This window comes from Tetzosporium hominis (assembly GCF_002265435.1).
GTDB lineage: Bacteria > Bacillota > Bacilli > Bacillales_A > Planococcaceae > Chryseomicrobium > Chryseomicrobium hominis.
Genome location: NZ_NOKQ01000134.1, coordinates 206,190 through 231,620, shown reverse-complemented (window position 1 = coordinate 231,620; position 25,431 = coordinate 206,190). Strand labels below are relative to the sequence as shown.

The 25,431-nt window shown below is 44.3% G+C and carries 27 protein-coding genes and 1 other annotated feature; all 27 genes read right to left on the bottom strand.

The genetic code is table 11. The features are described from left to right. Positions 1 to 45: 45 nt before the first annotated feature. Positions 46 to 669: an orotate phosphoribosyltransferase gene (gene pyrE, locus CF394_RS02105; RefSeq protein ID WP_094941610.1), complete on the bottom strand. Its 624-nt coding sequence runs from the start codon at positions 667 to 669 to the stop codon at positions 46 to 48. Then, on the bottom strand, positions 670 to 1,368 hold the full coding sequence (pyrF, locus tag CF394_RS02100) for an orotidine-5'-phosphate decarboxylase (RefSeq protein WP_094941609.1): 699 nt from the start codon (positions 1,366 to 1,368) through the stop codon (positions 670 to 672). Continuing rightward, the gene (locus CF394_RS02095; protein WP_094941608.1) at positions 1,365 to 2,276 is read right to left on the bottom strand and encodes a dihydroorotate dehydrogenase; all 912 of its coding nucleotides are present in this window, start codon (positions 2,274 to 2,276) and stop codon (positions 1,365 to 1,367) included. Before CF394_RS02095 ends, pyrF begins: the two co-directional genes overlap by 4 nt. Then, complete coding sequence (locus tag CF394_RS02090) at positions 2,273 to 3,040, bottom strand: dihydroorotate dehydrogenase electron transfer subunit (protein ID WP_094941607.1); 768 nt, start codon at positions 3,038 to 3,040, stop codon at positions 2,273 to 2,275. The genes CF394_RS02095 and CF394_RS02090 overlap by 4 nt, the downstream gene beginning before the upstream one ends. Further along, positions 3,037 to 6,234, bottom strand: coding sequence for a carbamoyl-phosphate synthase large subunit (gene carB, locus CF394_RS02085; protein WP_094941606.1), 3,198 nt, complete (start codon positions 6,232 to 6,234; stop codon positions 3,037 to 3,039). Before carB ends, CF394_RS02090 begins: the two co-directional genes overlap by 4 nt. Beyond that, a complete protein-coding gene (locus CF394_RS02080; protein WP_094941605.1) occupies positions 6,227 to 7,324 on the bottom strand; it encodes a carbamoyl phosphate synthase small subunit in 1,098 nt (365 codons plus the stop codon). Before CF394_RS02080 ends, carB begins: the two co-directional genes overlap by 8 nt. After that, positions 7,321 to 8,592, bottom strand: coding sequence for a dihydroorotase (gene pyrC / locus CF394_RS02075; protein ID WP_094941604.1), 1,272 nt, complete (start codon positions 8,590 to 8,592; stop codon positions 7,321 to 7,323). The genes CF394_RS02080 and pyrC overlap by 4 nt, the downstream gene beginning before the upstream one ends. Then, positions 8,592 to 9,470 (bottom strand): aspartate carbamoyltransferase catalytic subunit, encoded by an 879-nt coding sequence (locus tag CF394_RS02070; protein ID WP_094941603.1) that lies wholly within the window; start codon positions 9,468 to 9,470, stop codon positions 8,592 to 8,594. Before CF394_RS02070 ends, pyrC begins: the two co-directional genes overlap by 1 nt. Before the next feature lie 125 nt (positions 9,471 to 9,595). Then, positions 9,596 to 10,822 (bottom strand): uracil-xanthine permease family protein, encoded by a 1,227-nt coding sequence (locus CF394_RS02065; protein WP_243370637.1) that lies wholly within the window; start codon positions 10,820 to 10,822, stop codon positions 9,596 to 9,598. A 64-nt stretch (positions 10,823 to 10,886) separates the two neighbouring features. Continuing rightward, on the bottom strand, positions 10,887 to 11,423 hold the full coding sequence (pyrR, locus tag CF394_RS02060) for a bifunctional pyr operon transcriptional regulator/uracil phosphoribosyltransferase PyrR (protein WP_094941602.1): 537 nt from the start codon (positions 11,421 to 11,423) through the stop codon (positions 10,887 to 10,889). 203 nt (positions 11,424 to 11,626) lie between these two features. Further along, the gene (locus CF394_RS02055) at positions 11,627 to 12,535 is read right to left on the bottom strand and encodes an RluA family pseudouridine synthase (RefSeq protein WP_094941601.1); all 909 of its coding nucleotides are present in this window, start codon (positions 12,533 to 12,535) and stop codon (positions 11,627 to 11,629) included. After that, positions 12,532 to 13,008 carry a signal peptidase II gene (lspA, locus tag CF394_RS02050; RefSeq protein WP_094941600.1) on the bottom strand — a complete coding sequence of 159 codons (477 nt, stop codon included), beginning with the start codon at positions 13,006 to 13,008 and terminating at the stop codon, positions 12,532 to 12,534. The genes CF394_RS02055 and lspA overlap by 4 nt, the downstream gene beginning before the upstream one ends. A gap of 99 nt (positions 13,009 to 13,107) precedes the next feature. Beyond that, a complete protein-coding gene (gene ileS / locus CF394_RS02045; protein WP_094941599.1) occupies positions 13,108 to 15,861 on the bottom strand; it encodes an isoleucine--tRNA ligase in 2,754 nt (917 codons plus the stop codon). Positions 15,862 to 16,068: 207 nt separating this feature from the next. After that, positions 16,069 to 16,274: a binding site (T-box leader), on the bottom strand. A gap of 44 nt (positions 16,275 to 16,318) precedes the next feature. After that, the gene (locus CF394_RS02040) at positions 16,319 to 16,828 is read right to left on the bottom strand and encodes a DivIVA domain-containing protein (RefSeq protein ID WP_094941598.1); all 510 of its coding nucleotides are present in this window, start codon (positions 16,826 to 16,828) and stop codon (positions 16,319 to 16,321) included. An 80-nt stretch (positions 16,829 to 16,908) separates the two neighbouring features. Next, the gene (locus tag CF394_RS02035) at positions 16,909 to 17,694 is read right to left on the bottom strand and encodes a YlmH family RNA-binding protein (RefSeq protein WP_094941597.1); all 786 of its coding nucleotides are present in this window, start codon (positions 17,692 to 17,694) and stop codon (positions 16,909 to 16,911) included. Positions 17,695 to 17,772: 78 nt separating this feature from the next. Continuing rightward, complete coding sequence (locus CF394_RS02030) at positions 17,773 to 18,042, bottom strand: YggT family protein (RefSeq protein ID WP_094941596.1); 270 nt, start codon at positions 18,040 to 18,042, stop codon at positions 17,773 to 17,775. Between the two features lie 19 nt (positions 18,043 to 18,061). Then, positions 18,062 to 18,526 carry a cell division protein SepF gene (locus tag CF394_RS02025; RefSeq protein WP_094941595.1) on the bottom strand — a complete coding sequence of 155 codons (465 nt, stop codon included), beginning with the start codon at positions 18,524 to 18,526 and terminating at the stop codon, positions 18,062 to 18,064. Between the two features lie 4 nt (positions 18,527 to 18,530). Beyond that, on the bottom strand, positions 18,531 to 19,208 hold the full coding sequence (locus CF394_RS02020) for a YggS family pyridoxal phosphate-dependent enzyme (protein ID WP_094941594.1): 678 nt from the start codon (positions 19,206 to 19,208) through the stop codon (positions 18,531 to 18,533). 204 nt (positions 19,209 to 19,412) lie between these two features. Further along, entirely contained in the window at positions 19,413 to 19,643 is a 231-nt protein-coding gene (locus CF394_RS02015) for a sigma-70 domain-containing protein (protein ID WP_165767429.1), read from the bottom strand. Next, positions 19,621 to 19,731 (bottom strand): hypothetical protein, encoded by a 111-nt coding sequence (locus CF394_RS16260; protein WP_165767428.1) that lies wholly within the window; start codon positions 19,729 to 19,731, stop codon positions 19,621 to 19,623. Before CF394_RS16260 ends, CF394_RS02015 begins: the two co-directional genes overlap by 23 nt. A 128-nt stretch (positions 19,732 to 19,859) precedes the next feature. Continuing rightward, positions 19,860 to 21,011, bottom strand: coding sequence for a cell division protein FtsZ (gene ftsZ, locus CF394_RS02005; protein ID WP_094941591.1), 1,152 nt, complete (start codon positions 21,009 to 21,011; stop codon positions 19,860 to 19,862). A gap of 33 nt (positions 21,012 to 21,044) precedes the next feature. Beyond that, positions 21,045 to 22,343 carry a cell division protein FtsA gene (ftsA, locus tag CF394_RS02000; RefSeq protein WP_094941590.1) on the bottom strand — a complete coding sequence of 433 codons (1,299 nt, stop codon included), beginning with the start codon at positions 22,341 to 22,343 and terminating at the stop codon, positions 21,045 to 21,047. A gap of 97 nt (positions 22,344 to 22,440) precedes the next feature. Next, complete coding sequence (locus CF394_RS01995) at positions 22,441 to 22,791, bottom strand: small basic family protein (RefSeq protein WP_094941589.1); 351 nt, start codon at positions 22,789 to 22,791, stop codon at positions 22,441 to 22,443. Between the two features lie 2 nt (positions 22,792 to 22,793). Then, positions 22,794 to 23,513, bottom strand: a complete 720-nt coding sequence (locus CF394_RS01990) for a DUF881 domain-containing protein (RefSeq protein WP_243370622.1) — start codon at positions 23,511 to 23,513, stop codon at positions 22,794 to 22,796. Positions 23,514 to 23,526: 13 nt separating this feature from the next. Continuing rightward, a complete protein-coding gene (locus CF394_RS01985; protein WP_094941588.1) occupies positions 23,527 to 24,231 on the bottom strand; it encodes a DUF881 domain-containing protein in 705 nt (234 codons plus the stop codon). Beyond that, on the bottom strand, positions 24,209 to 24,997 hold the full coding sequence (locus CF394_RS01980; RefSeq protein WP_094941587.1) for a cell division protein FtsQ/DivIB: 789 nt from the start codon (positions 24,995 to 24,997) through the stop codon (positions 24,209 to 24,211). Before CF394_RS01980 ends, CF394_RS01985 begins: the two co-directional genes overlap by 23 nt. Beyond that, positions 24,985 to 25,359, bottom strand: a complete 375-nt coding sequence (locus tag CF394_RS01975) for an FtsW/RodA/SpoVE family cell cycle protein (protein ID WP_094941586.1) — start codon at positions 25,357 to 25,359, stop codon at positions 24,985 to 24,987. The genes CF394_RS01980 and CF394_RS01975 overlap by 13 nt, the downstream gene beginning before the upstream one ends. Positions 25,360 to 25,431: the final 72 nt, after the last annotated feature.

The window sequence follows — 25,431 nt, the reverse complement described above, 5'->3', positions numbered from 1 at the left end:
GATTCAAAAAGGTCGAGAGCTGAAGTCCAGCTCCCGACCTTTTTATTATGCATTTTTCTGTTGAAGTTCTGTGTGCCAGTTCTTTATAAATGCTAACTGCTCTTCATTTAGTGCGCCACTCTCTTGCGCTTGCTCTGTCAACTTCGGAAGTGTCGTTAAAGATGCATACGGAACTCCTAGTTTCTCGAATGCTTGCGCAGCTTTCGGCAACTCGTACGAGAAGATACTGACGACACCGAGTACATCTGCGCCTTCTTTTTGAAGCGCCTCAACAGCTGTAATGCTGCTACCGCCTGTCGAGATCAAGTCTTCGATGACAACTACTTTTTGACCTTCAGAGAGCTTGCCTTCGATTTGATTTCCTCTTCCGTGTTCTTTCGCTTTCGAGCGCACGTAAACCATTGGGAGTCTCATTTCGCTGCTTACCCAAGCTGCATGAGGAATTCCGGCTGTAGCAGTGCCTGCCACTACTTCACATCCAGGAAATTCAGCTTGGATTTTTGCAGCTAGTTGTTTCGCCACTACTTCACGAAGCTCCGGGTATCCCATCAACAGACGATTGTCACAATAGATGGGAGACTGGATGCCAGAAGCCCAAGTGAACAACGGGTCCGTTGAAAGTTGAACGGCTTGTGCCGATAAAAGTGCTTGTGCTACTTGATCTGTCATTTAGATACTCTCCCATTCCGTTACGATTTGATGATACGATTCAAGTGGATTCGATGCCCCGGTTATCGCTCTACCAACAACAATATGTGTAGAACCAGCTTCCTTAGCTTGTAAAGGCGTTGCAATCCGATTTTGGTCATGAGCAACCCCACCAGCTAATCGAATACCAGGGGTCACCTTGAAAAATGTTTCTCCTATAGATTCACGTAACAGCGCCGCTTCATGGACGGAACAAACAACCCCGTCCAGTCCTGCTTGTTTAGTAAGCTTGGCATAATGAAGCACCGATTGATCAAGCGCTACAGGAATCAGTTGCTCTCGTTTCATCTGTTCTTCATTAGTGGATGTCAGTTGCGTGACGGCGATGAGTTTTGGAATTTCATCCGTCGCACCTTCTGCAAGACCCTCCTTTGCAGCTTTCATCATTTCTACTCCTCCAGCTGCATGGACGTTGACAAGATCAACACCTAGTCGTGCGAGACCTTTCATCGCTTTATGAACAGTTGTTGGAATGTCGTGAAGTTTCAAATCTAAGAAAATGGAATGCCCGTCTTCTTTTAACTTTGAGATGACTTGAGGTCCATTCTGAAGATAATATTCCATTCCCACTTTGACAAAAAGCGGCTCATGAAACTGTTTCAAAAAAGAGGACACTTCTTCTGGTGATGCAAAATCTAAAGCAAGGATAGGTTGTGTCATCGGTGTGCCCTCCCTATTACTTCTTCTATTGACGTATAACCAAGCTCTGCCAATCGTTCTGGAAGCTCTTCAATAATTGTTGGACATACTAAAGGATCTACAAAGTTTGCTGTTCCAACGGCTACTGCAGAAGCTCCTACAGATAGGAAATCAATAACATCCTGTGCGTCTTGAATTCCTCCCATTCCGATAATAGGAATCGAGACTTGTGGATACACTTCATAAATCATTCGAAGTGCGACAGGTTTGATGGCAGGTCCAGATAATCCACCTGTTTTATTGGCGAGTATAGGTTTGCCCGTTTTTTCGTGAAGGCGCATGCCGAGTAACGTGTTGATCATCGTCAGTCCGTCTGCTCCTGCTTGCTCAACGGCTTTAGCGATATCTACAATATTTGTTACATTTGGAGACAGCTTCACATAGACAGGAACTGCAGAAACTTCTTTCACAGCGCGAGTCAGTCCAGCTGCAATCTCAGGGTCCGTTCCAAAAGCAATCCCGCCGCATTTGACGTTTGGACACGAGATATTGAGCTCTAGTGCATGAACGTTGGGTGCTTGAGAGATTTCTCGTGCCACTGCCACATAGTCCTCTACTTCAGAACCGGCCACATTAGCGATAATCGGTACATCGTGTTGTTCAAGCCAAGGAAGTTCATGTTCTAACACATGAGCAAGCCCTGGATTTTGTAAGCCGATTGCATTCAGCATTCCAGAAGAAGTCTCTGCCACACGAGGCGTCGGATTGCCAAAACGACTCTCTTCCGTTGTGGCTTTAATCATAATAGCGCCTAGTACAGAGAGGTCATAAAACTTTGCATATTCTTGACCGAATCCAAAGCATCCCGAAGCAGGCATGATAGGATTTCGTAAATTAAGGCCTGGCAATTGCGTTGCTAATGCGTTCATGCGATCACCCCCGCCGGGAAGACCGGTCCGTCTAAGCAGACTTTCACGTAATCACCGTTACCTGTTGTTGTCGGACAGACACAAGCGAAACACGCTCCGATTCCACAGCCCATTCGTTGTTCATAAGATAGATAGCCTGGCACGTCCGGTAAGGCTTGCTCTACAGCATGAAGCATGGCATGAGGTCCGCAACTATAGTAAATAGCTGGTTTCTGTTCAAACAAGGCCATTTGATCGGTGACAAAGCCACCGAGACCGTGCGAGCCGTCTACTGTTGTCACATAGGTTTCGCCGAGTTCACGGAACTGCTCTTCATAAAACACGTCATCAGCAGATTGAAAGCCAAGAACAATTGTCAATTTCACTCCGGATTCGGAAAGTCGTTTTGCGAGTTCATAGAGAGGAGGGACTCCAATCCCTCCACCAATCAGCCATGCATGAATGTCTGGTGTCGCCACTACAGGGAACCCGTTCCCTAAAGGCCCCATGACATCAATCGTGTCCCCGGGGCGTTTCTCTGACAGAAGCTTTGTTCCTCTTCCGTCCACTCGGTAGATCATCGTGAACTCGAGTGTGTCTTGGTCGATTGAACAAATACTGATGGGTCTGCGCAGTAGTGGTTCGTGATGATCGGATACTTTGATATGGACAAACTGGCCTGGCTGATTCATCGCTGTTGTGTGTTGACCAATAACTGTCATTTCAAACACGTCTCGTGCAATTTCTTTGTGGCGCACGATATCCATTTTTCCAGTATGAATCATCCACGCACCTCCACTGGTTGCATCGTTTCTGTTGTGAACGTCATTGATTCCATCACTCGCAAGATGGCTTCAGCAGTATCGAGCGAAGTCAAGATCGGTACACCGTTCTCTACTGCTTCACGGCGAATTCGGAAGCCGTCACGCGCCGGCTGCTTGCCTTTTGTCAGAGTGTTGACGACAAATTGCGCTTTGCCTGACTGGATCACATCGACTAACGTCTCTCCTGAATCCCCAATTTTATTGACCGTCTGGACTGGAATGCCCTGCTCTTCAAACGCAGCTGCCGTTCCGCCAGTGGCAAGAATACGGTAGCCAATTGCGTGGAAACGTTTTGCAAGATTCGCTGCTTCTTCCTTGTCTTTATTTGCTACTGTCATCAATACTGTGCCATGAGGTTTCATTTCAAGTCCAGCTGCTACTAGACCTTTATAAAGCGCCTTCTCAAGCGTACGGTCTTTCCCTAACACTTCTCCAGTCGACTTCATTTCCGGCCCTAATGTTATATCGACGCGGCGCAGTTTGGCAAAGCTAAACACTGGTACTTTTACGTAAACGCCTGGTTGATTTGGTGCAAGTCCAGGTGTATAACCCATTTCAGTCAAGGTCTTTCCAAGAATTGCTTTTGTAGCTAAGTTAGCCATCGGGATTCCTGTGATTTTACTTAAGAACGGTACTGTACGGCTTGCACGCGGGTTCACTTCAAGAACGTAGATCTCTCCTTTAGAGATCACGTACTGAATATTGAGAAGCCCTACTGTTTTTAATGCTTTTGCTAAGCGCGTCGTATAGTCTACCAACTGCTCGATATGCTCGTTCGACAAGTTCTGAGGTGGGTATACTGCAATCGAGTCACCAGAGTGGACTCCAGCGCGTTCGATATGTTCCATGATTCCTGGAATGACGACTGAATCGCCGTCCGAGATTGCATCGACTTCAATCTCCGTACCCGTCAAGTATCGGTCTACAAGAACCGGATGTTCTGGACTCGCTTCTACCGCATATTCCATGTAGTGTTTCAGTTCATCTTCGTTGTAGACAATCTCCATAGCACGGCCGCCAAGGACGTATGAAGGGCGGACTAGAACTGGGAATCCGATTTCTCTCGCATTTGCTAAAGCCTGCTCTACAGATACAGCTGTTTTTCCTTCTGGTTGCGGAATGCCAATCTCACGAAGTAACGCTTCAAACTTGTCCCGGTTCTCTGCACGGTCTAAGTCTTCTAAGCTAGTACCAAGAATCTTGACGCCGCGTGCTTCTAATCCTGCTGCTAAGTTAATAGCCGTCTGACCACCAAACTGGACGATCACTCCTTCTGGCTTTTCAAGCTCAACGATGTGCATCACATCTTCAAGTGTCAGAGGTTCAAAGTACAACTTGTCTGAAATCGAGAAGTCTGTTGAAACGGTCTCTGGGTTGTTATTGACTATGATTGCTTCGTATCCTGCTTCTTTGATCGCCCATACAGAGTGAACTGTCGCATAATCGAACTCGACACCTTGACCGATTCGGATCGGGCCAGAACCTAGTACCATAACACTTGGCTTGTCACTGCGTATCGATTCATTTTGTTTTTCATAAGTGCCGTAGAAGTATGGAGTTTCCGATTCGAACTCTCCTGCACATGTGTCTACCATTTTATAGACCGGGAACATGTCTTGTTGCTTTCTGAAATCGTACACTTGCTGCTCCGTCCAGTTCCAAAGCTTCGCAATCGTCACATCTGCAAAGCCCATGCGCTTCGCTTTGTACAAAACGTCGCGGTCTCCTACATGGTCAGCAAGTACTGCTTCATAATCGACGATTCCTTTTAATTTGTTCAAGAAGAAGAAGTCGATTTCGCTCCACTCGTGGATCTGTTCAACCGTCATACCGCGGCGAAGTGCTTCTCCGATAAAGAACAGACGCTCATCTCCCGCACGCTTGATGCGTTTGATGATCCATTCATCTGTAATTGTGTGTGCATTTTTCATCTCCAGGTGCATGTGTCCTGTTTCAAGAGAGCGGATGGACTTCAAGATGGCTTCCTCAAATGAACGTCCTAGAGACATAACTTCTCCCGTTGCTTTCATCTGTGTTCCAAGATTTCGTTTTGCCGATTCAAATTTATCAAATGGCCAGCGAGGAATCTTTGCGACGATGTAGTCAAGTGCTGGTTCGAAACATGCGAATGTCTTGCCTGTTACCGGGTTCATCATTTCATCAAGAGTTAGACCCACAGCAATTTTCGCAGCAAGCTTAGCAATCGGGTATCCTGTTGCTTTTGAAGCCAGTGCAGACGAACGACTTACACGCGGGTTGACCTCGATGATGTAGTACTGGAAGCTATGCGGATCAAGGGCAAGCTGCACGTTACAGCCCCCTTCAATTTTCAACGCACGAATGATTTTTAAGGAAACGTTTCGAAGCATCTGGTTTTCACGGTCTGTCAATGTCTGAGTAGGCGCAACCACAATAGAGTCTCCTGTATGAATTCCTACTGGGTCAAAGTTTTCCATGTTACAGACGACAATTGCGTTGTCTGCTGAGTCACGCATCACTTCGTATTCGATTTCTTTAAATCCTGCGATAGACTTCTCAAGTAAACATTGCGTTACCGGACTGTACTTCAACCCGCTCGTCACGATTTCCTGAAGTTCTTGGTCGTTGTGACAGATTCCGCCGCCTGTTCCGCCGAGAGTAAACGCTGGACGAACGATGACTGGATATCCGATTTGTGCTACAAACGCTTTCGCTTCGTCAAGATTGTGGATGATCGTGCTTTCAGGAACCGGTTCGCCAAGCTCATTCATAAGCGTACGGAACAAATCACGGTCTTCTGCTTTGTGAATCGCTTCTAGTTTAGTACCTAAAATCTCGACATTTAACTCATCTAGAATTCCTGAACCATGAAGTTCAATCGCCATATTGAGTCCTGTCTGTCCTCCAAGTGTCGGAAGAATCGCATCAGGACGTTCTTTACGAATAATGTTCGAAACAAATTCAAGAGTGAGCGGCTCCATGTACACTTTATCCGCCATCTCGGTGTCCGTCATTATGGTAGCTGGATTCGAGTTCACCAAAATCACTCGGTACCCTTCTTCACGCAGTGCGATACATGCTTGTGTTCCCGCGTAATCAAATTCAGCTGCTTGTCCGATGACGATCGGTCCAGAACCAATCACTAAAATGGTATTGATATCGTGTCGTTTAGGCATGTAAAGTCCCCGCTTTCGTAGATGTGTGCATGAGCTGGATGAATTGATCGAATAAGTGAACCGAATCTTCAGGTCCTGCTGAACCTTCTGGATGGAACTGAACACAGAACACTGGGTAGTGTTTATGACGAACGCCTTCCACAGTTTGGTCATTTAAAGCAATGTGGGTCAATTCAAGATCCGTGTTTTCAAGTGACTTTAAGTCAATCGCATACCCGTGGTTTTGTGAAGTCAGTTCTGTGCGCCCTGTCGTCAAATCTTTAACTGGATGGTTGGCACCTCGGTGACCAAACTTCAGTTTAAAGCTTGTTGCTCCACTAGCTAGTGAAATCAACTGATGTCCTAGACATACTCCAAACATCGGAACATGAGGAATCAGCTGACGCACCGTCTCAATGGCTTCTGGAATGTCGGTTGGATCTCCCGGCCCGTTTGATAGCATGACTCCGTCCGGTTGCATGGCAAGGATGGTCTCTGCAGATGTGTTATAAGGAACAACAGTCACATCACAATCTCGCTTGTTCAGTTCGCGCAAAATACCGTGCTTCATTCCAAAGTCCATGACGACGACTCGGCAGCCGCGTCCAGGGCTTGGATAAGGGCGCTGCGTTGAGACGCGAGACACTTCATCATGTGGCAGGGACCAAGCATTCAGTTCTGCTACGATTTCTTCTACGTTCGGTTCTTCTCCTGCAGCAGTTAGTTTTCCACGAAGCGATCCGTGTGTACGAAGTAATTTCGTTAATTGGCGTGTATCGATTCCTGAAATTCCTGGAACTTGTCTTTCTTCCATCAGTTCTCCAAATGTGCGGTGGGAGCGGAAGTTGGATGGTTGTTCCGTCCATTCACGCACGACGACTCCTGCGAGTGTGATCGTCATGGCTTCAAAATCTTCTGGATTGATTCCGTAATTTCCAATAAGGGGATACGTCAGTGTTAGAATTTGTGCACAGTTGGAAGGATCCGAAATAAACTCCTGGTAGCCTGTCATTCCTGTTGTAAAGATGACTTCTCCTGTGCTTCCTTGTGGCGAGCCAAAAGCTTCACCTTCAAATACCGTTCCATCTTCTAAGATCAAATATCGTTTCATCCTTGTTCCCTCCAGACACATTTTCCATTAAACCAAGTTTCAGTCGGCCAGCCCTTGCATGTCCAACCCTCAAATGGGGTATTGGTACTTTTCGATAAGAATTCATTGGAATCAATTGCTTTTTCTACTTGTGTATCAATCAGTGTAAATTCCGCTTTTTTGCCAAGTTCAAGTTTTCCATATGGAAGATCGAATACCTCAGCAGGCTTCGTCGTCAAATAGCTTACCAGCTGACCAAGTGACCACTTTCCCGTTTCTACAAAGTGTGTGTACAGCAGTGGAAAAGCTGTTTCAAGTCCCACAATTCCAAATGGTGCTTTTTCAAACCCATGTGACTTTTCTTCTGCCGTATGCGGAGCATGATCCGTTGCGATACAGTCTAACGTTCCATCGAGTAATCCCTCTAGCAACGCTTGCTGATCTTCTCTCCCGCGAAGAGGCGGGTTCATTTTCCAGCTCGCTTCATTTGCTGGAATGTCGTCTTCACATAACAACAAATGGTGTGGGGACACTTCTGCTGTTACGTGGATTCCTGCACGCTTTGCATCTCGAATCACGCGAACAGATTCTTTTGTGCTGACGTGGCAGACATGATAATGCGCTCCAGTAGCTTCAGCAAGCAGACAATCACGCGCAATGTGAACCGCTTCAGAGGCTGAAAGAATCCCAGGAAGGCCGAGCTCTTTATTCTTTGAACCTTCGTGCATCACGCCGCCAAACAGCAGGCTATTGTCTTCGCAGTGAGCGACTACTGAGATACCTGCTTCCGCAGCTTGTTTCATCGCTTCATACATCATCCCTGCAGTTTGGACTCCAACGCCGTCGTCTGTTAAAGCGAAGGCCCCCGCTTGTTTGAGTTCAGAAGCGTTAGTCAGCTCTTTGCCAGCTTCACGGATTGTGATGGAGCCGTATGGCAAGACACGGACAGATGCTGTTTCTTGAATTCTGTTCTGCAACCATTCCATGTTTTCTTTAGTATCGGGTACTGGGCGAGTATTTGGCATCGAGCAAATAGTAGTAAATCCACCTCGAGCTGCAGCGAGTGTCCCACTTTCTATCGTCTCCTTATGCTCTCCACCTGGTTCTCTTAGATGGACGTGTACATCGATAAGTCCCGGAAGCACCAACTTCCCTTGCCCGTTAATCACTTCATCCGCATCTTGTACTTCTTCAAAAGAGTGCAGCACTCCGTCTTCTACTACTAGGGCTGTCGGAACGATGTCCCCTTGTTCATTCAGTCGTTTTAGATTGGTCCACATTGTTTTCATCATGCTTCCTCCTTTAATAAGTACTCCAGAATGGCCATTCGCATAAAGACCCCATTCTTCATCTGTTCAAAAATCCGTGATTTGGATCCTTCGACCACTTCATCTGCAATCTCTACCCCTCGGTTAAAAGGTGCTGGGTGCAAAATGATGGCGTCGTCTTTCATCGCGTGCATACGCTCTACCGTCAGTCCATACTGGCTGTGGTACTGCTCTCTTGTAAACGATTGACCAGGTTGGTGGCGTTCATGTTGCACTCGAAGCAACATGATGACGTCACTTTTTTCAATGGCATCATCTAGAGAAGCTTGTGTTTCAAACTCAGCTTGCCATTCTGGTGGACTGACAAACTGTAAGTTTGCCCCTAGCCGAGATAGCACGTGGACATTGGATCTTGCCACTCGGCTATGCGCCAAATCGCCGACAATGGTAATCGTCCTTCCTTCGAGCTCCTCGAACTCTTCCATGATGGTCATCAAGTCCAGTAAACTCTGAGTCGGATGGTTGCCCGTTCCGTCGCCTCCATTGATGATGACTGGTTTGACCTTACCAATCAGCGGTTCATAATAGGCATTGTCTGTATGCCTGATCACTAACACGTCCACTCCGATAGCTTCTAACGTCTTCACGGTATCATAGAGCGATTCACCCTTTGTCGCACTGGAGAACTGTGCTTCAAAAGGCAATACCGTTAGACCTACTTTTCGTTCTGCCATCTCAAAGCTCATCTTCGTTCGAGTACTTGGCTCGAAAAATAAGTTCGCAGCTACTAGTCCAGGCGGAACTTGGCTTGGGCTGCCTGCTTTGAGTTGTCTGGCTCGCTTTACTAGAAACAAAATATCGTCTGTCGACAGTTGTTCGATGGTCGTAAGTGTCCGCATGAGATCCGTCCTTTCATGAAAAAACCCTTTCCGCAGAGGGAAAGGGTATGAGGAAAGACACGTGACCTAGAAAGATCCGTGAGCAATCCGCTCCCCTTTCTCATCTCTCGGATGAAATTAAAAGGTTACGTCTGTGATTTAGTTTTAGGGAGTATCAAGTTGAGCAACACACCTACAATTGAAGCAAGTGCCATGCCTTCGATATGGAACGTCTCTGAAAACTTCACCATCGCCCCACCGATTCCTAGAATCAGGATAATAGAAGAAATGATCAAGTTTCGAGAATCTCCAAAATCTACTTGGCTATCTACGAGCATTCTGAGACCGGAAGACGCGATGATTCCGAATAACAGAATCGAGATGCCTCCAAGTACCGCTGCTGGAATCGTATCAATGACAGCCATCAACTGACCAAAGAAACTGAAGACGATGGCAAATACTGCTGCTAGTAGGATTACGGCTACACTGAACACTCGAGTCAGTGCAAGCACACCGATGTTTTCACCGTATGTAGTCTTTGGAGGTCCACCAATCAAGGCGCTGAAGAATGTTCCAAGACCATCTCCTAAGAGCGAGCGATGCAACCCAGGATTTTCAATGTAGTTGCGATCTACGATTTTACCAAGTACCAGCTGGTGACCGATGTGTTCCGAAATCGTTACGATGGAGATCGGCACCATGATTAACAAGAGCTGAGAAGTTACGACAAATGGATAATCCACTCCTGGAATCAGCATCTCAGGGACTTGCAAGAACTGAGCTTCTTTTACAGCTGTGAAATCTACAATGCCTACTGCAACCGAGTAAATATACCCTACGATGATTCCGCTGATAACTGGCATCAAGGAAAGCAAGCCTCTAAATACTAACTGCACGATGATGGCTGTCGAGAGTGTCACGAGCGCTGCTGAGAAGTGAAGCATGCTGTATGTGTCTCGCATGCCATCTCCATCCGTATCGATGTTCATTGCCATGTCTACAGCCACTGGTGCAAGTGCTAGTCCAATTACCATAATTACTGGACCGACTACAACCGGAGGCAAGATTTTCATAAACCACTGATGTCCAGTCTTCCAAATGACCAGCGCTGTCACAGCGTACACCACAGAGACAAACATCGCGCCGATCATGGCACTTCCGACTCCACCTGTGTTCGTTGCTATAATAATTGGTGCTATGAATGCGAATGATGAGCCCAGATAAGCAGGCACTTGAAAACGAGTTACGATGATAAAGATGATAGTTGCAATCCCACTAGTCAGTAAGGCGATTGCTGGGCTGAGCCCAACAAGTTTTGGTACTAGAATCGTCGCTCCAAACATCGCAAACATATGTTGCAAGCTGAGTACGATCCATTAAAATGTTTCAGGTCGTTCGTTGATTCCAATTTCCCTAGACACACAGCATTCCTCTTTTCTACTCCGTGATGACGACTCGGTCTTCTTGATCACTCTCTGTCATTCTCACTACAATTCGTTCTCCACTCGATGTGGGAATGTTCTTCCCTACATAGTCTGCGCGAATCGGCAGTTCCCGGTGGCCTCTATCGATGAGCACAGCCAGTTGTATTTGAGAAGGACGTCCGACGTCCATAATGGCATCCATTGCTGCTCGGACCGTTCTACCTGTATAGAGCACGTCATCTACTAAGATGATTTTTTTATCGGTCACATCATGTTTGATGTCTACTTGTCTAACTAGAGGTTGTTGATCTTCAGTCTTCACTGTCAAATCATCACGGTACAACGTGATGTCGAGCTCTCCAGTTTGGATGGCTTTGCCTTCGATAGCTGTGATACGCTCGGCCAAACGTTTTGCGATGAATGCGCCGCGGGTCTTGATTCCAACTAACACACAGTCATCAATTCCTTTATTGCGCTCAATGATTTCATGAGCGATACGCGTGAGTGCTCGCCGGATGGCTTGTTCATCTAATAACACTGCTTTTTCCATGTCGTTCCTCCTTTTTGGGTACAAAAAAACCTCTTAAGCAGCGCTTAAGAGGTTGACTATGCATAGTGAAATAAATCAAATGGACGAACAGACCGCAGTCTGTGTTCATTCGAAACCGTATGCCTTCTCAGCCTCTCTGGACTGTCTTTAAAGGACCCTTATTTAGTTATCTTAGTCAGTATACAAGATGATTCGACATATGGCTAGTTTTTATTTAATTCAGATAATAGATCCACAAAGGGTTGTGGTAGTGGCGCTTCGAACTCCAGGTATTCTCCTGTTGTTGGTTGAACAAAGCCTAAGACACCTGCATGTAGGGCTTGACCACCAATATCTAACGTCTTTTTCGGTCCATATTTTGGATCCCCAACTAACGGATGACCGATAAATTTCATATGCACACGAATTTGGTGCGTGCGTCCCGTCTCTAATTTACATTCAACTAATGTAAAGTCGCCGAAACGCTCTTTCACTTCAAAATGAGTGACAGCATGCTTGCCTTTATCGACAACATTCATGCTCTGGCGATCACGAGTGTCGCGACCAATCGGAGCATCGACTGTCCCTTTATCATGAGCAATGTGTCCATGAACAAGTGCTGTATATTTGCGAGTGACTGATCGTGCCACTAACTGATCCACAAGTGATTGATGGGCCTTATCATTTTTAGCGACCATCAGAAGGCCACTTGTATCTTTATCGATACGGTGCACAATTCCAGGACGCATAATCCCGTTAATCCCTGATAAGTCCTTTATTTGGTGCATCAAGCCGTTCACAAGAGTTCCTGATAAATGACCAGGTGCTGGGTGGACGACCATTCCTTTTGGTTTGTTTACGACAGCAACGTCTGCATCTTCATAAACAATCTCAAGGTTCAAGTCTTCTGCTTCAATCTCATACTCTTCAGGAGCTGGAATGCTGACTGAAACCACATCGCCTTCAGAGGCTTTGTAATTCGACTTCACTACCTCTCCATTGACGAGGATCAACTCTTGTTTCATGAGATTTTGAATCTGTGTTCTAGACCAGTCTTCGTTTGCGCTAAGCAATAGCTTATCTAGACGTTCTTTATGTTGCTCTTTTGTAATCGTTACTTCAAATTGCTTCATTTTTTCACCTTTTTCTGCTTTCTTTCATCCCATAGAATAAAAAGAAAAATAAGTACTACTCCTACAGTCAATGCGGCGTCTGCCACATTAAAAATAGGGAAGTCATAGTTTATGACAGGAATCCAGACATCAACAAAATCCACTACTTCACCGCGGAACAAGCGGTCGATAAAATTCCCAATCGCTCCTCCTAACAACACCATGAGCCCTAATTGGAACAAAGGTTGTCCTTTTGCTTGCGTATGAAAATAATAGATGATTCCGATGATGACGAGTGTTGTGACGATATAGAAAATCCACATTTGTCCTTCTAGCATGCCCCAGGCAGCGCCTCGGTTGCGATGCGACAGAAGACCAAGATACGGGTCCGCAAGTGCGATGCGTTCCCCAAGTTCCATATTTTGAACGACCAACCATTTGGTCCATTGATCAACAAGTACAAGAAGTAGTGCTATTCCATAGTATATCCACACAGTCGAACCCTCCATTTACATGTAGTTAAGTGTACCACATTTCACGCTTTTCGTAGACAAGTTAAAAACCTCTCCCGAGTAGGGAGAGGCTTTCATACTTTACTTGGAAACGACAGCTGCACAGCGTACACATAATGTTGGGTGCTCTGCATCTTCTCCAACTGTAGTAGAGATCGTCCAGCAGCGTTCACATTTTTCGCCTTGTGCTTTTTCAACAACAACAGAAGATTGTTCTAAAGCAACTGCCTGTTCTGGTGCTTCCTCAACAGTTCCTGCTAGTGTGAAGCCAGATACGATGAACAGTTGAGCGTAATCGATTTTATCATCCGCAAACAATTCTTTCACACTGTCTTTTACAAACAAGTGAACATGTGCTTCTAATGACTTTCCGATTTGCTTCTCAGCACGAGCCATTTCAAGTGCTTTTAATACATCATCACGAACAGTTAACACTTTATCCCATTTCGCAATCAAATCTGTTGCATTCGGAACTTCAACCGCTTGAGGCATATCCGTTAATTGAACGCTTTCCGCTTGTTCGTGTTCCATATAAGCCCACAATTCATCAGTCGTATGTGGCAGGACAGGAGTAAGAAGTTTCACTAATGCCACTAACGCATCATACATAACGGTTTGCATTGCACGACGGTCTTTATGATCTGCTTCGTAGATATAAACAACATCTTTTGCAAGATCTAAATAGAAAGCACTTAGTTCCGTTGAAACAAAATTGTTGATTGTATGGTACACAGTCGAGAACTCGTAGTTTTCAAATGATGTATTCACAGTTGAAATCATTTGTTGTAGTTTTGCATACATATACTGATCTACTTCACGCATGTCTTCAAAAGCTACACGGTCTGTTGTTGGATTGAAGTCATGCACATTCCCGTGAAGGAATCGTAGCGTGTTGCGGATCTTACGGTATACTTCTGACACTTGTTTTAAGATGGCATCAGACACACGAACATCAGCCGTATAATCTACGGATGCTACCCATAGGCGAAGGATGTCAGCACCTAGTTGGTTCATGACTTTTGAAGGTACGATAACGTTTCCGATGGATTTACTCATCTTACGTCCTTCTCCGTCTAACACGAACCCGTGACTTAGAAGTCCCTTGTAAGGTGCGTGACCAAACATCGCAACACTAGTGATTAGTGATGAGTTAAACCATCCGCGGTACTGATCCGAACCTTCTAAATACAAGTCCGCAGGGAACTGCAAGTCTTCACGCTCTGCAAGAACGCCTTGATGTGTTGAACCAGAGTCAAACCAAACATCCATGATGTCGAGTTCTTTAGTGAAGCGACCGTTTGGACTAGCTGGGTGTGTATAGCCCTCTGGTAATAAGTCTTTCGCATCCCACTCGAACCAGATGTTTGAACCGTGTTCACGGAACAATTCGGATACATGTTGAATTGTGTTTTCTTCAATAATCGGTTCGCCGTCTTCAGCATAGAACACGGGAATCGGTACACCCCAAACGCGTTGACGGGAAATGTTCCAGTCACCACGGTCACGGATCATATTGAATAGACGTGTTTCACCCCATGAAGGTGTAAACTCTGTTTGACGAATCGCTTCTAGAAGTTCTGGACGGAACGCTTCAACTGATGCAAACCATTGTGTAGTTGCACGGTAAATAACTGGTTTCTTTGTACGCCAGTCATGTGGATACGAGTGCGTGAAGAATGTTAATTTTTCCAGAGCGCCTGCTGCGTCTAATGCTTCTGTGATTGGCTTGTTTGCTGCATCATAAAAGAGACCTTCAAAGCCAGGTGCTTCAGCAGTCATTACACCACGATCGTCTACTGGACATAAAACATCTAAACCGTATTGTTTCCCAACGTGGAAGTCATCTTCCCCGTGGCCAGGAGCTGTGTGGACACAGCCTGTACCAGACTCAGTTGTTACATGTTCTCCAAGCATAACTAGAGAATCGCGATCGTATAATGGGTGTTTCGCTACGATACGGTCGAATTGTTTTCCTTCAAAAGTCTGTTCCACTTCGAAAGATTCCCACCCTAGTGTTGCGCTCACTTCTTCAAGAAGGTCTTTTGCAATGATAAAAGATTTATCGTTTGCGCGGACTTGAACATAGGAGAAGTCAGGGTGGACAGAAATTCCAAGGTTCGCTGGGATTGTCCATGGAGTCGTTGTCCAGATGATGAATCGAACGCCTTCTGCGACGACTCCTTTACCGTCTGTTACTTCAAAGCTGACATAAATCGAAGGAGACTTTTTGTCTTTGTATTCGATTTCTGCTTCTGCAAGTGCCGATTCAGATGACGGTGACCAGTACACTGGTTTGAGTCCTTTGTAGATGTAGCCTTTTTTTGCCATCTCACCAAACACTTGGATTTGTCGCGCTTCAAATTGTGGTTTTAGTGTCACGTATGGGTTGTCCCAGTCACCTGTAACTCCAATACGTTTGAACTGCTCGCGCTGATTGTCAATTTGCTCATAAGCATACTCTTCACATAGTTTACGGAACTCAGCAACTGTCATTTCTTTGCGATTTACGCCCTTGTTTGTCAGTGCTTGTTCAATCGGAAGTCCGTGCGTATCCCAACCTGGAACATACGGTGCTTGGAATCCAGACATTGATTTGTAGCGAACGATCATATCTTTAAGAACTTTGTTTAACGCGTGACCGATGTGAAGATCGCCATTTGCGTATGGAGGTCCATCGTGCAAGATGAACTTCGGACGGTCTTTGGTACGCTCTAAGTTTTTCGCGTAGATGTTTTTTTCTTTCCACATATCTTGGATTTGAGGCTCCTTAGTTGGAAGGCCTCCACGCATAGGAAAGTCAGTTTTTGGCATTAATAAGGTATCTTTGTATTCCATTTGTATCTCTCCTTAGTTGTTGATGAGGTTAATTAGATTGGCAGTCGGCTCCACTTTTCGTGGTGTCCAGTTGCGCCTCCTAGAAACACACGAGAAATGCCGTCGCAGCCGATGAGGCAAAAAGCGCCTCCCCGGCCACGCCACCATTTATCGGAGTTTCTGAACAGTCGGCTCCACTTTTCTAGGCACAAAAAAACCCGTCCCCATAAAAGGGACGAGTTATTCGCGGTACCACCCTAATTGCAGACGAATCTGCCACTTAGATGACCGTAACGTGGTCGAACGGAAATGCTTACGAAGTTCAGCATTTCGGCTCAAAAGTGATGGGCGTCTCTGGACTAGTTGATTGGGCTCTCACTATCCCCAACTCGCTTGGTCGTTCATCCAAATGCCGTCTTTATCAGTGCCTTTTTCTATGTGCTTATTATAAAGATTGCACTATGTATCGTCAAGCTGTTTAGACTTCGTCTGCAGTAATACGCTCTAGAGACGTTGTATCTACATCCGTTTCCATTAAGTGATCCCAATCGTCCGTGTTGATTAGTTCCAGTTGTGCTTCTACTAACATCTTGAAACGGTTACGGAATACTTTGGATTGTTTCTTCAGCTCTTCTATCTCTAATGCAATTTTACGCGCTTTTGTTAAGGATTCGTTTAAGATGCGATCTGCATTCTTTTCTGCTTCCTTCACGATTAACTTTGCTTCTTTTTGAGAATTGCGGCGCACTTCTTCAGCAGCCTCTTGTGCAACGACAATCGATTTTTGCAAGGTCGACTCAATGGTTGTAAAGTGCCCCACACGTTCAGTCGTCGATTTTAATTGCGCCTCTAGTTCTTTCTTGTCTCGGATAAGCGTTTCAAAGTCCTTTTTCACTTGCTCTAAAAACTCATTGACCTCATCTTCACTATACCCTCGAAATGCTTTACTAAAGACTTTTTGATCAATATCTAAAGGTGTTAATGGCATGGTTACAGCTCCTTTATCGAATATGGCTACTTGTATTATACCGTTGATAGAGCAGGAAAGCAGTACAATTTAAGAAAAATTCAACTTTTTTGCTCTAGCTTCGCTATCTGCAACCGTATTTTTTCTTTCTTCGTTCTACCTTCTATCAGACCAACTTGGAAGCGCCCAAATGTTCTCAAAGATACCATGTCGGATTCGTTCAAACTAAATGAGATGTCTTCCACTACAGACCAATTCACTTTCACTTTGCCACCCTTAATAAACGCAGCGGCTTTTTGACGAGAAATGTTCCAAGCAGAGGCTAGTACCGTATCAAGTCGCATAGAACTGACAATATGAAGTTCATCTACATAGTCTTCTGTGACAGCAAGTAGCACGGCTTCTTCTGCCACATCTTCCACTTGAACTTTCACTTTGCCAATAGAAGTCAGATTAGTTTTGACATAGTCCGCAATCTCAGAGGCTATGGCAAATTGCACCGTCCCTTCTTGCAAGCGAATATCACCGAACTTAGAACGGTCCAGTCCAAGCGACATTAGAGAACCTAGAACATCCGAGTGTTTTAATGTCACAAATTTAGTAGGATACGAGATTTGCACAATTTGAATCTGTTCATCTTCTTTTGCTGGTTCATAGTAAGACGGGGCAACGAGGACTCGTTCCCTCTCTGCTTGGTCAAAACCTCCAAAAGAAAAACCGTTCAAGTCTCTTTGTTGAGACAATGTTTGTAAAATAAACCGCTGCCGGGGATCTAAAAAATCCGTCAATTTTGGTGCGTAGCGATCTTCCACTTCTCGTGTTAGGCTAATCATCGCCTCTATAAAGGGTTGTTCATCTTTTCGAAAATGTTGAAATATCGTATCCATTAGAGTCCGCTCCAGTCACTAAACTAGTTGAAAAATAGCCCCAGAGCAGTTAGCTCTTGGGGCCATACAAGTTATACGTTAGAAAATCCATAATAACACTTGTTTGATTCCGAATGATGCAAAGTTTAAAGCGATGATTGCAATAATTGGTGACAAATCAATCATACCGATGGGTGGAATAATTTTTCTAAAAATCGAAAGGTATGGTTCAACAAGCGTTGCTAAAAATTGACCAATTGCCGATTGCTGCAAGCTCGGAATCCATGACATTAAGATGTAGCCAATGATCATATACGTATAAATACTAAAAGCAATATCAAGAATGTAAAATAGTAATGCTATAGACATCGTTTAGGAATCTCCTCGCTTATTGGTGTTCATCATAGTAGTAGTCGGAGATAGCTCCATCCACTTCGATGGTATCTGGTGCACATAAAAAGATATCGGTGCCGATACGCTGAATATCTCCACCTAAAGCGTACACTGTTCCACTTAAAAAGTCGATAATTCTGATTCCTTGTTCTTTATCGATTCGTTGCAGATTAACAATTACTGCGCGCTTGCCTTTTAGATGTTCAGAGATATCTTGAGCTTCCGCATAGACACGTGGCTCAATTAAAATCACTTTAGACGACTTTTGAACGTTTTGAATACTCACTAGCTGTGGAGACGTTGCTGTTGATGCGCTAGAAATTTTCCGTTCTCGGACGGATTTAACCGGTTGCTGCTTTGGACGTGCCTCTTGCTGTTCTGGTTTTGCTTTTGATTCTGTCTGCATTTCTTGCTCCTCTTCTTCATCCATTAAGAAAAATGAATTGAACCATTTTTTCATGCGATCACTCCTTTATACTTCCAACTAGTGCCGTACCGATTCGGACGAATGTTGCGCCTTCTTCTATAGCAATCTCATAGTCTCCAGACATGCCCATGGAAAGTTCTGTCATCGGCTGTTTTAAATGACCTGTTTGATTCATTTCATCACGTAATTCTCTCAGTCGCTTGAATTGTTTGCGAATGTCTTCTTCGCTTGCATCTGCAGGTGCCATGGTCATAAGACCGATAGGAAGAATTTTATCGTAGCTTGCAATCTGCTGAATAAAGTTTGAGAGTTCTGTATCAGCCAGTCCGTGTTTTGAAGATTCACCGGACACATTAACTTGAATAAAGCAGCGAACAGGTTGCTGTGCGCGTTTTTGAATTTCATCTGCAAGACTCATTCGGTCAAGCGAGTGGAGATAATCGATAGTGTTGATAAGGTCTTTTACCTTACGGGTCTGTAACGATCCGATAAAGTGCCATGAAACAGAAGAACCAATTTCTGCTTGTTTAGGAAGCAATCCTTCTGGACGGTTTTCTCCTAGATGTTTAAGTCCTGCTTCCACTACAACCTTCGTTTGATCAACCGATAGCTGTTTCGTAACAGCAATCAGTGTGACATGGTCTGCACTCAATTTGGAGCCTTGTATTGCTTGTTCTATTTTGTACTCGATCTGTTGTAAGTCGTTTTGTATCATTTTTACGTCCCAACTTTGCATTGTGTTTCATTTATTGTACCAATCCGAGCACGTTTAATCAATGTTCGACAGATTTCAGAAAGATAAAATCAGCTCCTACCGATACAACTTCGGACATGGTGACGAAACGATCCGTGCCTTATTTTTGAAAAAATCGGGTGGAACCACTTACAACATATCCCTCCACTTGACCTGTCTGCGCGTTCACTCCCGCAATGTCGTCCATAGATCTTCAGATGTGGAAGAATCTTTTAATTGATTTAGGAAGTAAACAGATTCTCCAACATCTTGATGAAGTGGTTCATGTAAAGACATCGGTTCATAAAGAGCTTCTAGAGCATATAAAACATCTTCCTCTTTCTTGTTTAACTGAGCTGCTATTTCCTTAATCGTCGGTTCCTGATTATGTTCTCTAATAAATTGTTCTCTGATCAAAATTTTGAATGGTTATGTTAAGTCCTACACAACCTACTTGAAACAAATCTTCTGGAGACTCACCACGACTACCAAAACGTTTAACCAAACTGAGGACTAGCCTCAAATTTCCGAGAACTAAACAATCTTTCGTAAAATCTGTTAGAGTTTTACATTTTAGTTTTTTCGCGGCAAAAAACCCCTATCTCTCGAAAGAGAAAAGGGGTTTACTAGCTATTAACGACGGTTACGGTTTCGTAGGAACGTTGGAATGTCTAAAGCTTCCTCTTCCTTGAACGAAGGTTGTTGTGGGCGAGTCTCTTGAACTGGCTCTTCATCGTAACGAGTTTCACGTGGTGGTGCTTGTGTTGGTGCAGGTGAAGACGGGCGCTTCATTCCTCCACCAGCCATACGCGGCTGACGTTGAATCAAGATTTCTTCGTTGAATCCAGTAGCAATAACAGTGACTACGATTTGATCGTCTAAATCATCATTGATTACAGAACCGAAAATCATGTTCACTTCTTCATCCGAAGCACTTGCTACAATATCTGCTGCCTCTTGAACTTCAAATAGAGACAGGTTTGAGCCACCTGTGATATTCATAAGAACACCTTTAGCTCCATCGATAGACGTTTCTAAAAGAGGACTTGAGATGGCTTTTTTCGCAGCTTCAGCAGCACGGTTTTCACCAGAAGCAATTCCGATACCCATTAATGCAGATCCTTTGTTAGACATGATTGTCTTTACATCTGCAAAGTCTAAGTTGATAAGACCTGGTACCGCGATTAAATCCGAGATACCTTGAACCCCTTGACGAAGTACGTTATCCGCTTCACGGAATGCTTCAAGCATTGGCGTGTTTTTGTCAACGATTTCAAGTAGACGGTCGTTTGGAATGACGATCAATGTGTCGACCGCTTCTTTCATCATAGAGATACCGCCAACAGCTTGAGTAGAACGCTTACGGCCTTCAAATGTGAATGGTCGTGTCACAACACCGACTGTAAGTGCGCCAAGTTCTTTAGCAATCTGAGCGATCACAGGTGCAGCACCTGTACCTGTTCCGCCTCCCATACCTGCAGTGACGAATACCATGTCCGCACCGCGAAGTGCTTCTTCAATTTGCTCTTTGCTCTCTTCAGCAGCTTTGCGGCCCACTTCTGGGTTAGCACCTGCTCCAAGACCACGAGTCAATTTACCACCAATTTGAAGCTTTACTGGCGCTTTTGACATATTTAATGCTTGTGCATCTGTATTGACTGCAATGAAGTCGACACCTTGCACTCCGTGCTCGATCATACGGTTGACAGCATTGTTACCGCCACCGCCAACTCCAATTACTTTAATAATTGCTAGAGATTCATCATTCGTTTCAAAATGTAACATGCAATTGCCTCCTATGTTAGATTGCCGATACTACTATTCAAAGAATCGGTCGAAAAATTGTTTGATCTTCGTCATGCCGCTTTCTTTTGGTTCATCTGAATCTTCAACAGACTCTTTTTTTACTTTTTGTTTTGTCTTTGGTTTCATAGTAGGTTCTTGTCGAGCTGTTACTGCACTAGTTGTACTATTCGACAGACCATAATATAAATCCTCTTTATAAATGTACTGAATTAAACCGATTGAAGTAGAGAATTGTGGTTCTCGTACGCCAATATAATCCGGAGTGTAGACACGAACTCGCGTCTGTAAGACGTGACGAGCCAATTGTGACAGTCCTTCTAGTTTAGAGACCCCACCGCTTAATACGATGCCTCCAGGGAGGTCACGCACACCAATACGGTACAGCTCTTCCATGATCATTTCAAACAGTTCCTCTAAGCGTACTCCAATGATTTCGGAAATGTACTTCTGAGAATACTGTTCTTTCATGTCTGCGCCAATGACAGGAACTTCAAACAGCTCGTCTTCGGAAGCATCGTCATAGAATGCATGCCCATATTGACGTTTGATCTGCTCAGCATGTTCCGTCGGTGTCTTGAGGACGATACTCAAGTCTTTAGTAATGTGGTCTCCACCGACCGGAATGGTCGTCGTATGTGTCAAATGCCCATCTCGGAATACCGCAATCGTTGTAGCTCCGCCCCCTATATCAATATAGGCAGTACCATGATTGCGCTCATCTTCAGTTAAAGCAAATTGACCTGCCGCTAAAGGCTGTAGATAAATCTCACGAATCTGTAAACCTGCACGTTCTACACAGCGCAGAAGGTTATGTAAGATTGTCTTAGATGTAGTGATCATGTTGGCATCGACTTCTAATCGTGTCCCAATCATACCTCGTGGGTCACTGATTTCTTCCACTCCGTCCAAAATATATTGAACCGGAATGATGTTTAAGTATTCACGTTCTGGTGGGATAGACATCACTTTAGCAGAGTCTAGAACTCGCTCTAAATCTATTCCTGTTACTTCTTTGTCTTCGGACTGAACAGCCACAACACCCTTAACTTGGTGAATGGATGCTTGGTTAGCTGGAATTCCTAAAACGACTTCTCGAATTTCCATACCTGCCATACGTTCTGCTTCTTGCACTGCCTTTTTTATAGACTGGACCGTGGCATCGATATCCACAATGGCACCTTTTCGAATGCCTGATGACTTGGCATTGCCAACACCGATAATATGAATAATTTGATTGTTGATTTCTCCAATGACCACTTTGATCGAGGATGACCCGATATCTAGTGATACGTATAATTCTGATAATTTCATTTTGTGGCACCTCCTAAAAAGGTATATACTTTTCATTTTAGAGTAAACACCTTGTAAAGTCTAAATGTTTCTTACTAGTCAAACAATTATTTTATTTTTATGCCTTGCCTTTGTCAGCCCATCTCGACAATAAAATACGACGAATCACTGCAATATTTTGGAATAAACGCACACCAAACGCGAAGATGGCTGCCAAGTACAAGTCGACACCTAAGTGAACTCCTAGAAAAGCAAGTGCTGCAGCTAATACGATATTGAAGAAAAATCCGGATACAAATACCTTGTCATCGTAGACTTGTTGTAGTTGAGCCCGAATTCCTCCAAACAAAGTATCAAGTGCAGCTAAAACAGCAATGGACAGATAGTTCTCATAAGCAGAAGGAATTTGAAAATCTGTCATCAATCCTAGGGAAATCCCCAAAATCAGACCTAGCAGTGGTAGCCACATAGTCAGTCCCCTTCCTTCCACTCAGTTAAATAATTGACCTGTATCGGTTGATCATATGAAGTGATGGTCAGCTTTTCTGCCGGTTCGCCTATTTCCAACATATAATTCTCAAGGTAAAAATCATCAGCTAGTCCGCTCGCTTGAATTTGTGCCACTAACTTTTCTACAGTCTCGATAGAATCAGTAGCTATTTTCATTTCAAATGGTGGCGTCTTTATCGGTAACGTGTTGATTGTCGTATTGCCATTAATATCGCGAATGGCTGATGAATAAATCAATCGTTTGTCATCGATTTCAATAGCCTTTGCTTGGAAACGATTCATCTCATTAACAAATCGAACCAGAAGTTCTGGTGAAATCGGTTCGATAGCCAGTCCAAATGCAATAGCCTCTTCAGATGGAGTCACCGTGATAGTAACACCTGGGCCTTCATACGGTATCAAACCGATATCTTGTTGAAGTTGTTTAATAGACTGTTCCACAAGCCTCTCAGGACGATCGGCCTGTGAGCTTTCATATTGTTGTACTAATTGTTCAGCTTCCCGGATTCGTGTTAGTAGTTCTGAATGGTATTGCGTTTCAACTGAAAGTTCTTTTCGAATCTCCCAGACATCACGCGTGTCACGCTGTTCCGGGCTCTGCATTGTATTAAACTGGATGGCTAACATAAAGCCGATGACAAAAAGTATCAAAGTAAAGCGAGAGATTCCTTTTTTTTTCAACTGGTTCTCCCCCTTAACTATCGTGCATCGACAACATCATCAGCTCAGAAACTTTTTCCGTTTGAATTCGAATCTGCTGTCCTTTCAATTGATCGAGGATACCGCCTGAGAGTTCAACTGCCTCTGACAATGTCGCAGAGTTCCCAATGGCTTCTATGATAAACGGAGCCGGGAAAGTCTCTCCATCCACAGTAATTACAGGTCCAGTACAACGAATATAACTCGTTTCATGGATACGTTTGCCATTTACACTTACCGCTTCAGCTCCCGCAATCTTCAATTCATTGATCACCATGAAGACATGACCTTCATGAACTATGTAATCATTCGGATTCACTTGGTCTGGATCGTATTCTCCATCTTCAAGCTGCACACGGTATCCTTCCCCCTTAACCGGAACTTCCCCAGTCAGCAGTCGGAGCGCTTCAGCCTCTTTCACCAGTTCATCTAAAGACGAAGTGTTGGATCCAGCTTGTTGCTCATAATCTCGAATCGTCTCTTGCACATCCCGCAGTTCTTCACTCAACTCTTTGTTGCGTTCTTTCTGTTCAATCAATTCTTGCCTCACACTTTCAGTTTGTCCATATGTGGCGGAGTTGATAGCTACTTCTTGATTTCGTTTTTGAGAAACACTGAAGCTAAAAGCTAAAATAAATCCTAACGTCAGACTGACCACTGATAATATGATTTTGCCTCTATTCACTGTCTTGTTCTTCATCTATTACCAGCTCTTCCCCTTTCCCACCATAAATGCTGTCATAACTCTCAAAGAATGTGCCCACTTCCATATCGACAATTCCTTTTTGTCCAATCGGAATTTGTTGAAGAACGGCCGGATAAAAATCCATCTTCTCTGAGAGGTCAAGAGCACTTAAAATGACCGTATTTCCATCATTCATAAACAAGGTAATGAGGTTCGGATCCGACTTACTTGGAGAGGAACTAATCTCTGATATCAGCATTCGATTTTCAGAAGCTAGTTTGCCAAGTTCTGATATCACTTTCTTTTCCACTTTCTTATCGTCAAACTCACCAAGTGCTGGTCCAAACATGCTACCAGCATCACGTGAGGTCACTTCTGCACCGTTTTCTAACAAAATGCGCGTTTCGTCAGCGCCTCGAAATCCAATCGGTTGAAACTCTTGAACTGTAATCGCTACTTCTGACCACCGTTTTCTCGACACTTTAGCTTTTTTGATTGCAGGATGTTGTGAAATTTTGTCCTCGATGTTCGACGTGCTAAACGACCATAAAGAGTCTCCTTTGTTTAGTGTTGAAACAGTTTCAATTTCTTGTGCATCCACGATCTCATTACCTGCAATCGTTAATATCTGAATCTTGCTTATAGAAGATTGTAAGTAAAGTACGAGAAACAACGCGCTAAAAAAAAGAAACAGAAGAATAGAAAAGGTCCACGTCATTCTGCGTTTTCTCTTTTTTCTAAGGCTGGGTATGCGTTCTTCGATATCAATTAATTTTTCCATTCTTCTGCCTCCCTTCCATGGTGATAGAGACTCAAAATAATACCGCAAAGAATCCAAGAACTCATAAGTGAAGAACCACCATAACTGATAAATGTCAACTTAACACCTGTTACAGGCAGTAATCCTGTTACCACTCCTAGATTCACGCCCGTCTGCAACATCATGAGGCTACCAAGAGCTGCTATCTGGATTCCTTGAACTGTGTAGCTATAAAAACTCGCTAATTGGAAACAGCATAGCCCCCAAGTGACATATGCCGAACAAAGCACGCATGCCATGATCCAACCATTTTCTTCAATGATCAGGGCAAATATGAAATCATTCTGCGGTTCAGGTAACAGCTGACCAATAGCTGCTGGCACTGGCTATAAAAGCAACGCCAGCAACGGTCAATAAAAGACTGACTACAAGGAGCGTCCATTTGGCTCGTTCGT